Genomic DNA, 13,848 nt, shown 5'->3' with positions numbered 1-13,848 from the left:
GACCCGGTCCGGAGCCGCGGCAAGGCGTCAGCCCGCCGCGCCGTACTGCTTGCGCAGCTGGCCCTTGGCCACCTTGCCGCCCGAGGACTGCGGAATGGCATCGACGATCTCCAGCCGCTCGGGCCAGGAATCCTTCGACACGCCCCGTGACTCCAGGTGGGCAAGGAGTTCCGGCAGCTGCAGGGTCGCGCCGTCGTGCAACTCGACCACCACGCAGACCCGCTCGCCGAACACCTCGTCCGGCACGCCGACGGCGGCCACCAGCGCTACTGCCGGATGGCTGCCGACCTGCTCCTCCACCGCGGCCGCCGAGATGTTCTTGCCGCCGCGGATGATGAAGTCCGAGGTGCGGCCGACCACCGTCAGGTAGCCGTCGGCGTCGATCAGGCACAGGTCGCCGGTCAGCATCCAGCCGTCCGGACTGAACAGCTTGCGGTTGGCCTCCGGATCGGCGTAATAGCCCAGGCTGGTGGACGGCCCGCGACAGCCGGACTGTCCGGGAATCCCGGCGGCTGCTGGAATCTCGTCGAAGGCGTCGTCGAACAGTCGCACTCGCAGGTCCTCGACCACGTGCCCGGTGGTGCCCAGCCGGCGTTCGGTGGAGTCGGCCGCCGTGGTGTAGCTGAGCATTCCGGTCTCGTTCGAGCCGTAGAAGTTCAGCACCGCGGCGCCGGTCCGCTTCTCGAACTGCTCCGCGCGGGCGTACGGGATCGCCTCACCGCCGGTGAACAGGCAGCGCAGCGAACCGAGGTCGGCGTCCGCCATCTCCGGCGCGTTCAGCATCATGATGAACTGGGTGGTGACGCCCGCCATCACGGTGGCCTGCTCGGAATCGATCAGTCGGACCGCCTGCCCCGCATCGAACTTCGGCATCATCACCGTATGGGCGCCCAGCAGAATCGGCGTCGCATGGGCGGTCCAGATACCGAAGCCGTAGGGTGACGGGATCAGCGACAGCCAGGTGTCGTCGGCGGAGAACTCGGCCGCCCGGAGCACCTGGCTGTGGAAGTACCGCCAGCGATTCTGGTGGTGCACAACGCATTTCGGCATTCCGGTGGTACCGGAGGTCGAGTTCAGCAGGAAGATGTCGCCCAACCCGAGCGCCCGGCCGGCCAGCAGCCGCCGGCGCTCGGCGCCGTCGATCTCCGCGGGAGCGGCACCGTTGACGGTGACCAGGTCGGGCGACTCCGGATCGATCACCAGGTGATGCCGCAGCGGCAGTCCGCCGTCCCGCAGCCGGGCGACCAGCTCGGTCATGTCCTCGCCCTTGTGCCGGGGCGCGGTCACCAGGGTGTCGGCGCCGGACAGCGACAGCAGGTGCCGCATCTCCAGCTGGCCGGCCCGCGGCCCGATCCCCATCGAGATGGCGCCGGCCTTCTCGGTGGCCAGGTACAGGGCGTGCACCACCGGGCCGTCCGGATAGAACACCGCCACCCGGTCGCCGGTCCCGATGCCGAGCGAGACCAGCAGGGCGGCCAGCCGGCCGGACAGGTCGTCGAGTTCGGACCAGGTCACCGACAGCCCGCCGGCGGCGCTGTACGCCGGCCGGTCACCACGTTCGGCCGCATGCCGCCGGACGCAGTCGGCCAGTGTCTCCGTCCCGAACTTCCCCACCTCGGTGAGTCGCTCGGCCACATACTGCTCGTGGACGGAACCCGGCACCGGACCGGCACCGGCGGGAAACAGCGACGCGACTTGCTGGGACATCTACACACACCCTCATTCGTTGTCGGCGGACCGCGGTGTCGTCCGCTCCTTCTTGTCGACCCGGCGGCGCCCGTCCGCCCTGGCGCTGCCGCCGCCGGCGGACCGCAACGGCCGCGCCTGGGTCCGACCGGTCAGCCCACGACGCCCATCGATGCCCGGTACCGCTCCTCGAGCTCGGCACCACCCTCGACGACGTCGACGATCTCGCCTCTGGTCAGCAGGTAACCACGGTCGATGTCCGCGACGATCGCCCCGATGCTGGCCTCGGCCATCACCACGGTGGATCCGTCGGCGGCGAGTTCCTTGGCCACCCCGATCAGCTGTTGCACGATGACCGGTGCCAGGCCGGTGGCCATCTCGTCGAACAGCAGCACCCGGCTGTCGGTCATCAGGGCTCTCGTTACCGCAAGCATCTGCTGCTCACCACCGGACAGATTGCCCGACAAGGTGTTCGCCCGCTCCAGTAGCCGGGGGAATCGGCGAATGGCCGCCTCCACCGCCTCGTGCCCTGCGTCGAGCACCTCGGCGTACACCGCGAGGTTCTCCCGCACGGTGAGCGTCGGGAAGATCTGCCGGCCCTGTGGCACCAGGCCGATGCCCCGGCGGGCCCGCTGGGCCGGCTTGAGGTCGGAGATGTCCTGCCCGCCCACCGACACCGAACCGGAACTGGGCACCGCCCCGTACATGGCCAGCAGCAGGCTGCTCTTTCCGGCACCGTTCTGCCCGACGATCGCGTTGATCTTTCCCGGCTCGAGGTCCAGATCCACTCCGGCCAGCGCGGTGGCGTGACCGTAGCGCACGCGCAGATCGCGCACCGAGACGCGTTGATGCGTCCCGAGTTCAGGGGTCCGCGGTGTGTTCGTCATCGGATCAGCCCGCCGTTCCGCCGAAGTAGACCGCCCGCATCTGAGCGCTGGCCAGCGCCTGCGCCGGCGTGCCCTGGAACGCGACGGCGCCCTGGTCCATCAACACCAGCCGGTCGACGAGCGAGGCAACGATGTCCACGTTGTGGTCGACCACCAGCACAGCACAGCCCTGTTCGACGATCCTGGACAGCGCGTTGGTCATCCCACTCACGCCGCGCGGATCGCCCCCGGCGAACGGCTCGTCGAGCAACAGCACCCGCGGCCGGCGCAGCAGCGCCCGCGCCACCTCGACCATGCGTTGCTCACCCAGGGTGAGATCGGCGACCTCGCGGTGCAATCCGTGGATCCCGAGGTCATTCGCCAGTTCCGCGATGCGCCGGTCGAGGGCCTTGGTACCGGGATGGAACGCACCGGCGACGGCCTGTCCGAAGATCCGCCACGGCGAGCCGAAGCGTTCGCCCACCCCGCCGATCAGGATGTTCTCCCTGACCGTCATGTCCAGCGCCAACTGCGGATGCTGGAAGGTGCGCGAGAACCCGGCGAGCCTGGCCCGTCGCGACGGCGAGCCGGTCATCTCGATCGCACCGATCCGGATGTCGCCGGTGTTCGCCTGCTGCTGGCCCGTGATCACGTCAACCAGGGTCGTCTTGCCGGCACCGTTCGGACCGACCAGGCCGACGATCTCGCCCGCCCTGACCTCCAGCGACACGTCCCGCACCGCCCGTACGCCACCGTAGGACTTGCCGACGTCGACGCAGCTGAGCAGCACCTCGCCGGTGTCCCGCACCCCGCTGGCCGCGCCGTCGGTCGTCATCGGACCCCCCGATCGTCGTGGCCGGAGACGCCGAGTCGTCGGCAGAACCGTTGCCAGCCCTTGCCGACCAGGCCGAGCAGTCCCTCGGGGGCAAGCCGCAGGACCAGCAGGATGGCGATCGCGAAGATCAGCGTTCCGGTGTCTTCGACCAGGTCGAGTTCGAAGGTGAACACCACCACGATGAGTGCGCCGAGTACCGCGCCCCACGGCGAACGCTGGCCTCCGAGCAGCGGCATGAAGATGGCCAGGAAGATGATGTGCAGACCGAACGACTCCGGTTGCGCGACACCGCCCATCATCCCGAACAGCGAACCGCCCAGCGACCCGATCGCCGCGCCGATGGCCAGCGACACGATCCCGGTGTTGCCCGCGCTGATCCCGGACGCCTCGACCACCTGCGGCACGTCCTTGCGGAGCCGCACCACCACCCCGTATGGCGACTGCCGAAGCCTGGCCAGCAGGATGCCGACCACCCAGACCAGCACCACGCCGACAACCATGATCTGGTAGCGCTTGATGCTCTGCCCGAACAGTTCGGGGCGGGCAACCGTCATCCCCATCGCCCCACCGGTGATCGACACCCGATCGAGCAGGAACACCTGGAAGGCCACCCCGAACAACAGCGTCACGCCGGCCAGGTAGAAGCCGGTGAGCTTGCGGGTGGCCAACCCGAGCAGCACCGCGATCGCCGCCGACAGCACCATGCCGATCGGGACTCCCCACAGCGACGACCAACCGGCCTTGGTGCTGATCAGAGCGCAGGCGTAGGCGCCGATTCCGAGATAGGCGTTGTAGGCCAACGACAACGACCCGCTCATGATGTACGGGACGTACATGCCGAGGGCGAGCAGGCCGTAGGTGCAGATCAGCACCACATAGTCCTGGCGGAAGCTCGGCCCGCTGCCGTAGGCGACCAGCAGTGCGGCCGCAGCCAGGGTCACCACCACCTCCGCCGACCAGCGATGACGGCGCAGCAGCAGCACCAGGGCCGCCGGCCCGCCGCGGCCCGCCGGGACGGCGGGCTCGCTCTGGATCGGCGGCTTCTTCGTCGATTCCGTCATATCCGCACCTTGGTCTGGAAGATGCCCTTGGGCCGCAACGCGAAGAACAGGAAGGCCACCGCGAAGGTGACGTAGTCCTCCATCGCCTGGCCGAACTTGTACACGGTCCAGGTCTGCAGCAGGGCCACGATCACCGCTCCCACCAGAGGCGCCCAGACCGACCCGAGACCGCCGACGATCACCGCCAGGAACCCGACCAGGGTCCACTGCAGTCCGCTGGTGAAGGTGACGCCGCCCTTGGTGGCGAACAGGGCGCCGGCAATGCCGGCGAGGGCTCCGGCCATGGCGAACGCGACCATCCTGACCTTCGCCACCGGGATGCCGAGGATGGCGGCGGCCCGTTCGTTGTCGCCGACCGCCCGCAGCATCCGCCCGGTGGCACTGCCCCGCAGCCACCAGGCCACGCCACCGAACGCCAGCAGGCACACCGCCACCAGCAGGATGGCCTGGCCGCTGATCACCGCGCCGCCGACGGTGAACGAGTCCCGCCACAGGGCACTGCCCGGCAGTGGCCGGCGTCCGAACAGGGTCCCGGCCAGTTGCTCCAGCAGGAACAGCACGGCCACGATCGCCACGATCGACGGGTTCTCCTCGCCGCCGGTGCGTCGGTGGATCGGCCGGACCACCAGCAGTTCGCTGGCCACCGACAGCCCGGAGGCGATCACGACGCCGACCACAACGGCCAGTGCGACCGGCCATCCGTTGCGGGACACCATGTACGCGCCGAACATTGCACCGAACATGGCCAGCGGTCCGAGCGCGAACATGAACAGGTCGGCCCCGCGCAGCACCAGGAAGAAGCCGAGCGCAATCAGGCCGGCGAAGCAGCTGAGCTCGACCACCGAGATCCACAGCTGAAGGGGCATGTGAGCTCCGTTCCGGGTCGAGGGGGCATGGGCGCGGGACGCCGGGTCATTCGGACTGCGGACGTCGGCCGATCAGCAGGACGGCTGGTACACCGGCCACGGATCGCCCGGCTTGTTGTCCGCGCCGAAGGTCGCCAGCACCAGGCCACAGTTCCCGTCGGAACCGACGTGCTTGTCCTTGCCGTAGCTCAGGGTGAAGTCCTTTTGACCGTAGTGCGGCTGGTAGCCGCTGATCTGCTGGAAGGTCTCGTTCAGTTTGGCCTTGTCGTCGGCGCTGCCCGCCTTGGTCAACGCCTCCTTGACCAGGTACACCGAGTCGTAGCCCTGCACGCCGTAGGCGGTCAGCTCGCTGTGGTCGCCGCCCTTCTTCGCCAGCTTGTCGGCGAACTCGGTGGTCCGCTCGTTGCCGGGATCGATGCTGCCGACGTACACCAGGCCCTCCAGCGCGCCCTTGTCGGCCAGGTCCCAGGTGGTCGGCTGGTTGCCGATGGACGCCAGCGAGAACCGCTGCACGTCGGGCAGCTGCTGATGCAACGCGTTCTGTACCAGCGCCTCTGTCTGTCCGCCGAGGGACATCACCAGCACCACATCGGGACCGGCCGCCTTGACCCTGGCGATCTGGGCACTCACGTCGGAGGCGTCAGCCGCGATCTTCTCCTGCGCCACCTCCTTGATCCCGGCGTCGGTGATCGCACCGACCAAAGCCGGCACGTAGCCCTGGATGGTCGGCACGTCGTCGGCGATCACCGCAAGCTTCTTGTAGCCGGCCTTCGACATGCCGGCGGCGAACGACTCGCCGATGCCCTCGCTGGTCGGGCCGAGGATGTAGATGTTCTCGTTGCCGGGGGCCTTGACGATGTCGGCCGACAGGTTCGTCGGAGCGACGCAGAGCACGTTCTCCTCGACGCAGACCGTTCGGCCACTGATGGCGGAGGCCGACCCGGAATTCATCAGGATCACGTCGGCGCCGTTCTCCAGCAGCCGACGGGTCAGGGTCGGCGTCTGGGTGGTGTCGCTGCCGTCGTTCTCGGTGATCACCTTCAGCTGCTTGCCGTCGACGCCGCCGGCGGCGTTGATCTCGTCGACGGCGAGCTGGATGCCGACAGTCGTGTAGGGCGCGTAGGCGGAGGCGCCACCGGAGGTGTCGGTGATCATCCCGAGGACGATGTCGTCGCCACCGGCGCCACCGGCATTGTCGTCGGATCCGCAACCTGACAGCAACAGGCCGGCGGCGGCGGCGATGGCGATCCAGCCGGCTGTGGTTCGCATCGGGTATCGAGACATCTGTGCTCTCCTACATCGTCGGGGAGGGTGGTGCCCACCGGGGCGGCCCACGGCCGCCCAGACAAACAACCAAGCGCTTGATTGCCTAAACGATAGCACCACTGATCGGCGGCGCCGAGCTCGGAATTCCGTGCGAATTCTGATTCACCGGGGCGGTTCCGCGGTCATGAAACCGCCGCCGGGGCGAGCCCGAGGCCGCTCGCCGCCTCGTCGAGGGCGGCCAGTCGCCCGGCCAGGGTCGGCGGAATGTCGGGCCGGTTGAACGGGGCGAACACCAGATGCCGGAAGCCGGCTCCGGCGTATCGGTCGACGGTCTCCGGCGTAAGGTCGCCGACCAACCGGACGTAATGGGTGAAGTCCCCGGTACGACCCAGCCGGCCGCGTTCGGCGTCGATCTGCCCGGTCAGCTCGGCGGTGGCGGCCAGATCGAGGTTCGGACCGAACCAGCCGCTGCCGACCCGCGCCGCCCGCCGCAACGCGGCCGGGGAGTGCCCGCCGAAGACGTACGGGATCGGTTGTTCCGGCGCGCCGGCGAAATGCACCGAGGGGAAGTCGATGAACTTCCCGTGGTATTCGACCGGCCGACCGCTCCAGAGCAGGTCCAGCACCTCGAGCATCTCGTCCGTCCGGTCGCCACGACGCCGGAACGGCACGCCGACCGCCTCGAACTCCTCCCGCATCCAGCCGGTGCCAAGGCCAAGGGTGAGCCGGCCGCCGGACAGGTTCTGCAGCGCCGCGAACGACCGCGCGACATGGAACGGGTTACGCATCGGCAGGACGAAAACCCCGGCGCCGAGCCGGATCCGCTCGGTGCGGCCGGCCAGAAACCCGAGGGTGACGGCCACATCGGTCAGTGGGGTCTCGGCCCGGTAGCCGGGATCGCCGGCCGAGTTGTACGGGTAGACCTTGTCGTAGTCCAGCGGCGTCACCACGTGATCGGCCAGCCAGAGCGTATGGAACCCGAGCTGCTCCGCCCGGATCGCCAGCGGTAGATACTGATCGGCCGGGAGGCCGAAGAACTGCACAGAGAACTGCATGTCGGACATGGAATCTCCTGATTCTCGACCGGCGTCGACCTGATCCGGTCGATGGGTCTTCGGTGGTCAGCGCAGCGACGGTGGACGGGCGTCGTTGACCTCCGCCGGCTCCAGGTACTGGGTGAGCAGCGGCTGGTTCGTCCACCGCTGCGGGGTGCGGTACCAACCGCCGGCGGCCAACGTGCCACCGTCGGCCGCGATGGTGTCGCCGACGATCCAGGTGTTCAGCTCGGCCGCCAGGAAGGCGACGATCCTGGCCACCTCATCGGGCTCGGCGTAGTGGCCGGCCGGGATCCAGGTGGGAACCAGCCGCTGGTACTCCGGCGGAAGTTGGTAGTGGCCGACCTGGTGCGCCCTGGTCTTGTCCACCGCGACGGCATTGATCAGCACGCCGAACGGGGCGACCTCCACCGCCAGCGAGCGGGTGAACCCGTCGACGGCGCGCTTGAACGCGGCATACACCGCCAGGTCCGGAGCCGCCCTGATGCCCTCCACCGACGAGAAGTTGACGATCCGGCCGTAACCGCGGCCCTTCATACCGGGCAGCACCGCCTTCGTCACCCGGAAGACGTGCAGCAGGTTGACCTGGTACAGCTCACTCCACTGCTCCTCGGTGGTCTCCTCGAACGACCCGGCCGAGGCCAGATGCTCGCCCAGACCGTTGATCAGCACGTCGATCCGGCCGTGTTCCCGCTCGGCCAGCTCGACCAGTGCGGCAACGGTGGCCGGGTCCCGCAGGTCGCCGGCCAGCTCGTGCACGGTGGCGCCGGCGCCGCGGGCCGCGGTGGCCACCGCGGCCAGCCGGTCGGGGTCGGCGTCCGTCAGCACCAGGTGGGCGCCAAGGGCACCGAGCATGACGGCGGCGGACCCGCAGATCGCGCCGCCGGCCGCGGTGACGAGCGCGACGCGGTCGGCGAAGGTACCCGGGGCGAACCCGGAGGAGCCGGCGAAATCGGGGCCGGTCATCGAGCATCCCCCTGCGGATGGGTGGCCGCCGGGTCGCCGGGCTGACGGTTCAGCAACTCCCGGACCGCCGCCAGGTCGGCCAGCAAGGCTGCCGGATCGAGGTCGACGGACGGCAACCGATCGACCGCCCCGGCCAGCAGCGCAACGTCCTTGGTGAGCAACTCGGCCTGATCGTCGGCGAACCGGTCGATCATCTCGCCCATCGTGCTGGCCCCGGAAGAGGTGTCCACCACCTGCTTGACCCGGCGGACGTCCAGCCCGAGATCGGCAGCCAGCAACAGCATCGCCGCGGTGCTACGGGTGTTCAGGGCGGCCAGCGCATTGTTCACCAGCTTGACCAGGGTCGGGGTGCCGTAGTCGTCGAAGTCGATCACCCGGCCCGCGACGGTGGACAGCAGGAATTCGGTGTCCGTCGGTCGGATCGGCCCGGCGGAGAGAACGGTGAGCGTACCGGCCGCTGCTCCGACCGAGCCGCCGGACACCGGCTGCTCCAGCACCCGAACGGCTCCGTCGTCATCGGCCACCGCCGGGAGATCGCCGAGCTGCCGTGCCGCGGCGGCTTCCAGGGTGGTCATCAGGTGCACGGTGAGCGGACCGGCGGCCGGGTCCGAAGCCCGGCCGGCGGCCGCCCGGCACACCTCGTCGAGCACGCCGAGCGCTTGCTCGGTGGTCCGGACAACGATCAGAACCCGTTCCAGGGAGGCACTATCGATCTCGGCCAGCGACGCGACAGCCGGCGCGCCGGTCCGGCCGGCCCAGTCCTGCCGGCGTTCCGCCAGACCGTCGACGCCGACCACCGGCGCGCCACACCCGGCGATTCGCGCCGCGATCGGGCCACCGATGTTGCCCAACCCGACGACAGCAGTGCTGATGTTCATGGTTGCCGCGCTCCCCTCACCGTCGGAAGAACCGTCTGTGGTACATCTCTGACATGACCGAGCAGTCCGCAGCCACCGCGCCCGTGCCCACCGAGACCAACGCCATCGACCCGGCGGCGGGTGCCGATCGGCCGGCGATCCGCGAGCTGCTGGCGATGGAAACGCGCCTGACCTATGCCGACTGCGACCCCGCCGGCATCATCTACTTCGCGACCTGGTTCCCCTGGATGGAGCGGATCCAGTCGGAGTGGATGGTGCGCAACGACCTGCGCCAGGACACCCTGCTCCAGCGATTCGGTTTCAAGACGATCACCCGGGCCACCGAATGCGAATACCTGGCGCAGGCCGCGCTTTTCGACCGGATCGAGGTCTCGTACGGGATCGCCCGGATGGGTCGCAGCTCGGTGCGCGGTGAAGTCAGGATGACCAGGATCGACGACGGCGTGCAGGTGGCTCGCGGGTCGATCACCGTGGTGATCCTGGACGCCGACAACACCCCGATCGAAGTCCCGGAGCCGATGCGGTCGCTGGTGCTGGCAGCGTTGCGCGATCGCTGACTGTCGCCGCGAGGCCGTCATCCGAGCCCGATGGTTCGGGTGGCCAGTAACCAGCCGTCCGATGTCCTGCGGAACACATCGCGATAGCTGCCCATGCTCACTAGACGTGGGGTGGCCCGGGTGTCGACGTAGAACCTGAAGTACGACAGGGCATCCGCCTGCCTGGCGGGTCCACCGTCGTCCGGCGAGTGCACCCGCACCGAGGTACCGGTCACCACATGCCGGGTCCAACTTCCCGGCCCCTGAATCCCGGCCCCGCGGCGTTCCGCCGCACCCGCGCGGAGGTCGGCGCGGCCGGTCCGGAGCTGTCGGTCGACGCCGGTCGCCGGGTTCGCCGGCATCGTCCAGACCGCGTCCTCGGTGAACAGCGCCAGATAGCTGTCCAGCTCGCCCTCGTCGGCGAGTTGCGCGATCCTGGCAATGCTGTCGATGATCAGCACGATGTCAGCCGCCCGTAGGAGTTCGGCGGGCAACTCCGGTCCGCTCACTGGAACACGGCCCGTTCGAGGTGGCGGCGCAACTGTTCGCCCGACCCGAAGAACTGCTGATTCGCCTTGCCCCGCTTGAAGTAGAGGTGGGCGTCGTGCTCGAAGGTGAAGCCGATCCCGCCGTGCAGCTGAATGGTCTCGGCCGCCACATCACGCAGCACGTCGGCGCAGACGGCCTTGGCCAGCGGCGCCGCCACCGCCAGCTCTGCCGAGCCAGTGGCCGCCACCTCCGTGGCATGGTCGGCCGTCGCCGTCGCGCCGTGCACCAGGACCGCGAGGTCCGCACACCGGTGCTTGAGCGCCTGGAAGCTGCCCAACGGACGGCCGAACTGCTGCCGTACCTTCAGGTATTCGACGGTCAGGTCCAGCGCCGCCGCGGCCGCGGCTGCCGATTCCACCGCCAGCGCGACCAACGTCAGATCGACCAGCAGCCGGACGACTCGGGTGCCGTCACCGGGTTCGGTCAGCCGGACGGCCTCGGTGGCGTCAAAGTCGATGTCGGCCAGCCGGCGGGTGGCATCCAGTGTCATCCGGCTCCGCCGTTCGGCGGCGGCGGACGAGGTCACCGCGAACAGCCCAAGGCCCGAACTCTCCTCCGCCGGGTCACGAGCCGCCACCAACAACACATCGGCGGTGGCACCGAACGCGACGAACCGCTTGCTGCCGGACAGCGTCGCGCGGCCACCGGATTCGACCGCGCGGCAACCGATCCGATCGATATCCCAGTCGCTGCCGGGTTCGGCGACCGCGCTGGCCAGCGCCAGGCCCCCATTTGCGATCCGCAGCAACAACTCGTCGGCCGTTGCGGTTCCGCAGCCGGCCAGCGCAGCCGTGCCGACCAGCGTCTCGGGCAGTGGACCGGGGACCAGTCGGCGGCCGAACTCGGTGAGAACCACGGCGGCGTCGGCGAAGTCGAGTCCGAGGCCGCCGGCCCGCTCCGGGACCAGCAGGGCGCCGAGGCCCAGCTCACCGGTGATCCGCTGCCAGAGCGCCGCGTCGAACCCGGACCGGCCGGCCATCGCCGTGCGAATCCTGGCGCTGCCGGCCTCCCGGTCGAGCAGTTCGGCGACGGTGCTCCGCATCTCGCGCCGTTCGTCGGTCGAAGTCATCAGTGGGCTCCAGAGGATCTGCGCATCAGCGGGGCAGTCCCAACATGCGCTCGGCGATGATGTTGCGCTGCACCTCGTTCGAGCCGCCGTAGATGGTGTCCGACCGGGTGAACAGCAACAGCGACTGGGCATCCGACAGCTCGTAGTGATCGCCGGTCAGCAGCCCGTCGGGGCCGGCGACGTCGATGGCGAGCTCACCGAGGTCGCGGTGCCAGTTGGCCCACTGCAGCTTGGACACCGACGCCTCCAACCCCGGGGTGCCGTCACCGGCCGAGCGGAGCATCCGGACCGCGGTGTTGCGCATCACCGTCAGCCCCATCCAGGCCCTGACCAGCCGGTCCCGGACCAGTGGATCATCGATGGCCCCGGTCGACCTTGCGGTCGCGATCACCGCGGCCAGCTCGCGTTCGAAGCCGATCTGCTGACCGAGGGTGGCCACCCCCCGCTCGAAGGCCAGGGTGCCCATTGCCACCCGCCAGCCCTCGCCCTCGGCGCCGACCAGGTTGTCGGCGCTGGTCACCGCGCCGTCGAAGAACACCTCGTTGAACTCCGAGGTCCCGGTGAGCTGCACGATCGGGCGCACCGCGACGCCACTTTGGTCCATCGGGACCAGCAGGTACGACAGCCCCCGGTGCCGCTGCTGTGTCGGGTCGGTCCTGGCGATCACGAAGCACCAGTCGGCCAGGTGGGCCAGCGACGTCCACACCTTCTGCCCGTCGACCACATATTCGGCGCCATCGGGGCCCTCCCGGCGGTGCGCACGGGTCTGCACGCCGGCCAGGTCGGAGCCCGCGCCTGGCTCCGAGTAGCCCTGGCACCAGAGGGTCTCACCGCGCAGGATGCCGGGCAGGAATCGCTGCTGCTGGTCAGCGGTGCCGAACGCCAGCAGCGTCGGCCCGAGCAGCTGTTCGCTCATGTGCATCAGCCGGCCGGGGCCGCCTGCCCTGGCGTACTCCTCGTGGAAGATCACCTGCTGGGCCAGCGACGCCCCCCGGCCGCCGGCCTCGACCGGCCAGCCGATGCCGATCCAGCGGCCCTCGCCGAGCCGTCGTTCCCAGGCCCGGCGCAGCTCCAGCTGCTCGTGCTCGTGACCGGCCCCACCGGTGCCGACGACGGCGGTGAACTCACCCGTCAGGTTCTCGGCCAGCCAGGTCCGGATCTCCTCGCGGAACCGTTCGTCGGCGTCGGCCGACTGCGCGGCACTGGACTGCTGCTGGGCCATCTCGCTCAGGCTCCGTACACCGGGGCCGGTGGCTCGCTGCGGGCGATCAGGTCGGTCACCACGTCGCCGAGCTCCGTTGCCTCCCAACGGGAGTCCTTGGTGGCTGCCAGGCCGTGGCGCCAGCCATCGGCCAGCGACACCTCGCCGCCGGCCACCTCGAAGACCCGGCCGGTCACCCCGGCCGAGCCGTCGCTGCCCAGCCAGGCGACCAGCGGCGACACATTCGCCGGGTCCATGGCGTCGAACCCGGTGTCCGGCTTGGCCATCGCCTCCGCGAAGACCGCCTCCGTCATCGGCGTCCTGGCCGAGGGCGCGATCGCGTTCACCGTGATGCCGTAGCGGGCGAACTCGACGGCGGCGATCTGGGTGAGCACCGCGATGCCGGCCTTGGCCGCCGCATAATTGCCCTGTCCGACACTGCCCAGCAGGCCGGCGCCCGACGAGGTGTTGACCACCCTGGCGGCCACCGGCGTACCGGCCTTCGACAGACCGCGCCAGTGGTCGGCCGCATGCCGCAGCGGTGCGAAGTGCCCCTTGAGGTTCACCTTCAGCACCAGGTCCCACTCCTGCTCGGACATGGTGACCAGCATTCGGTCACGATTGATACCGGCGTTGTTGACCAGGGTATCCAGCCGGCCGAAATTCTCGACGGCGGTCTGTACCAATGCGGCGCTGTATTCCCAGTCCGACACGTCGCCGATGCTGGCCACCGCCTGCCCACCGGCGGCGACGATTTCGTCAGCCACCGCCTGGGCGGCCGGTCCCACGTCGTTGAGCACCAGCCGGGCACCCTGCCGGGCGAACTCGAGGGCATGTGCCCGCCCGAGCCCCTGACCGGCGCCGGTAATGATCACCGCACGCCCCGCGCATACTCCGGCCACCGTTGCCACCTCACCGTTCGCCAATGATCTGTCGATGCCAGACAATCACAACACCTCTCGCCCCGCAAGCAAGCGCTTGGTAGGGTCCGGACAGGGACCCCGCGGGGGTGTG

14 protein-coding genes are annotated in these 13,848 nt (G+C 69.5%); 1 reads left to right on the top strand and 13 read right to left on the bottom strand.

Annotated features, from left to right (window positions below):
• Nucleotides 1-27: 27 nt before the first annotated feature.
• The 9 genes from K340_RS28530 to K340_RS0108675 all read right to left on the bottom strand — a co-directional run bounded on the left by K340_RS28530 (nucleotide 28) and on the right by K340_RS0108675 (nucleotide 9,479).
• The gene (locus K340_RS28530; RefSeq protein WP_051265529.1) at nucleotides 28-1,707 is read right to left on the bottom strand and encodes a class I adenylate-forming enzyme family protein; all 1,680 of its coding nucleotides are present in this window, start codon (nucleotides 1,705-1,707) and stop codon (nucleotides 28-30) included.
• Nucleotides 1,708-1,838: 131 nt separating this feature from the next.
• Nucleotides 1,839-2,573 (bottom strand): ABC transporter ATP-binding protein, encoded by a 735-nt coding sequence (locus tag K340_RS0108710; protein ID WP_051265527.1) that lies wholly within the window; start codon nucleotides 2,571-2,573, stop codon nucleotides 1,839-1,841.
• A gap of 4 nt (nucleotides 2,574-2,577) precedes the next feature.
• Nucleotides 2,578-3,387 carry an ABC transporter ATP-binding protein gene (locus tag K340_RS0108705; RefSeq protein WP_051265524.1) on the bottom strand — a complete coding sequence of 270 codons (810 nt, stop codon included), beginning with the start codon at nucleotides 3,385-3,387 and terminating at the stop codon, nucleotides 2,578-2,580.
• Nucleotides 3,384-4,448 carry a branched-chain amino acid ABC transporter permease gene (locus tag K340_RS28525; protein WP_051265522.1) on the bottom strand — a complete coding sequence of 355 codons (1,065 nt, stop codon included), beginning with the start codon at nucleotides 4,446-4,448 and terminating at the stop codon, nucleotides 3,384-3,386. The genes K340_RS0108705 and K340_RS28525 overlap by 4 nt, the downstream gene beginning before the upstream one ends.
• Nucleotides 4,445-5,314 carry a branched-chain amino acid ABC transporter permease gene (locus K340_RS0108695; protein WP_029136433.1) on the bottom strand — a complete coding sequence of 290 codons (870 nt, stop codon included), beginning with the start codon at nucleotides 5,312-5,314 and terminating at the stop codon, nucleotides 4,445-4,447. The genes K340_RS28525 and K340_RS0108695 overlap by 4 nt, the downstream gene beginning before the upstream one ends.
• Nucleotides 5,315-5,386: 72 nt before the next feature.
• Nucleotides 5,387-6,598, bottom strand: coding sequence for an ABC transporter substrate-binding protein (locus tag K340_RS0108690; protein WP_084614194.1), 1,212 nt, complete (start codon nucleotides 6,596-6,598; stop codon nucleotides 5,387-5,389).
• Nucleotides 6,599-6,762: 164 nt separating this feature from the next.
• Nucleotides 6,763-7,644, bottom strand: coding sequence for a TIGR03619 family F420-dependent LLM class oxidoreductase (locus tag K340_RS28520; RefSeq protein WP_051265520.1), 882 nt, complete (start codon nucleotides 7,642-7,644; stop codon nucleotides 6,763-6,765).
• 57 nt (nucleotides 7,645-7,701) lie between these two features.
• Nucleotides 7,702-8,601 carry an SDR family NAD(P)-dependent oxidoreductase gene (locus K340_RS28515; protein WP_051265518.1) on the bottom strand — a complete coding sequence of 300 codons (900 nt, stop codon included), beginning with the start codon at nucleotides 8,599-8,601 and terminating at the stop codon, nucleotides 7,702-7,704.
• Entirely contained in the window at nucleotides 8,598-9,479 is an 882-nt protein-coding gene (locus K340_RS0108675; RefSeq protein WP_029136431.1) for an NAD(P)-binding domain-containing protein, read from the bottom strand. The genes K340_RS28515 and K340_RS0108675 overlap by 4 nt, the downstream gene beginning before the upstream one ends.
• 53 nt (nucleotides 9,480-9,532) lie before the next feature.
• Here K340_RS0108675 and K340_RS34050 point away from each other — a divergent pair, with 53 nt between their 5' ends.
• Complete coding sequence (locus K340_RS34050) at nucleotides 9,533-10,036, top strand: acyl-CoA thioesterase (protein ID WP_051265516.1); 504 nt, start codon at nucleotides 9,533-9,535, stop codon at nucleotides 10,034-10,036.
• A gap of 17 nt (nucleotides 10,037-10,053) precedes the next feature.
• Here the strand turns inward: K340_RS34050 and K340_RS28505 are convergent, their stop codons facing one another.
• The 4 genes from K340_RS28505 to K340_RS0108650 are packed head-to-tail and all read right to left on the bottom strand — an operon-like array spanning nucleotide 10,054 to nucleotide 13,781.
• Nucleotides 10,054-10,524: a nuclear transport factor 2 family protein gene (locus tag K340_RS28505; protein WP_051265514.1), complete on the bottom strand. Its 471-nt coding sequence runs from the start codon at nucleotides 10,522-10,524 to the stop codon at nucleotides 10,054-10,056.
• The gene (locus K340_RS28500; RefSeq protein WP_051265512.1) at nucleotides 10,521-11,633 is read right to left on the bottom strand and encodes an acyl-CoA dehydrogenase family protein; all 1,113 of its coding nucleotides are present in this window, start codon (nucleotides 11,631-11,633) and stop codon (nucleotides 10,521-10,523) included. The genes K340_RS28505 and K340_RS28500 overlap by 4 nt, the downstream gene beginning before the upstream one ends.
• 25 nt (nucleotides 11,634-11,658) lie before the next feature.
• Nucleotides 11,659-12,855 (bottom strand): acyl-CoA dehydrogenase family protein, encoded by a 1,197-nt coding sequence (locus tag K340_RS0108655; protein WP_029136430.1) that lies wholly within the window; start codon nucleotides 12,853-12,855, stop codon nucleotides 11,659-11,661.
• 5 nt (nucleotides 12,856-12,860) lie between these two features.
• Complete coding sequence (locus K340_RS0108650; RefSeq protein ID WP_245599503.1) at nucleotides 12,861-13,781, bottom strand: SDR family oxidoreductase; 921 nt, start codon at nucleotides 13,779-13,781, stop codon at nucleotides 12,861-12,863.
• Between the last annotated feature and the right edge of the window lie 67 nt (nucleotides 13,782-13,848).

The sequence above is a fragment of the Nakamurella lactea DSM 19367 genome (assembly GCF_000426645.1).
GTDB lineage: Bacteria > Actinomycetota > Actinomycetes > Mycobacteriales > Nakamurellaceae > Nakamurella > Nakamurella lactea.
Note: the sequence above shows the minus strand (reverse complement) of the source record. Positions and strands in the feature narration are given on the sequence as shown.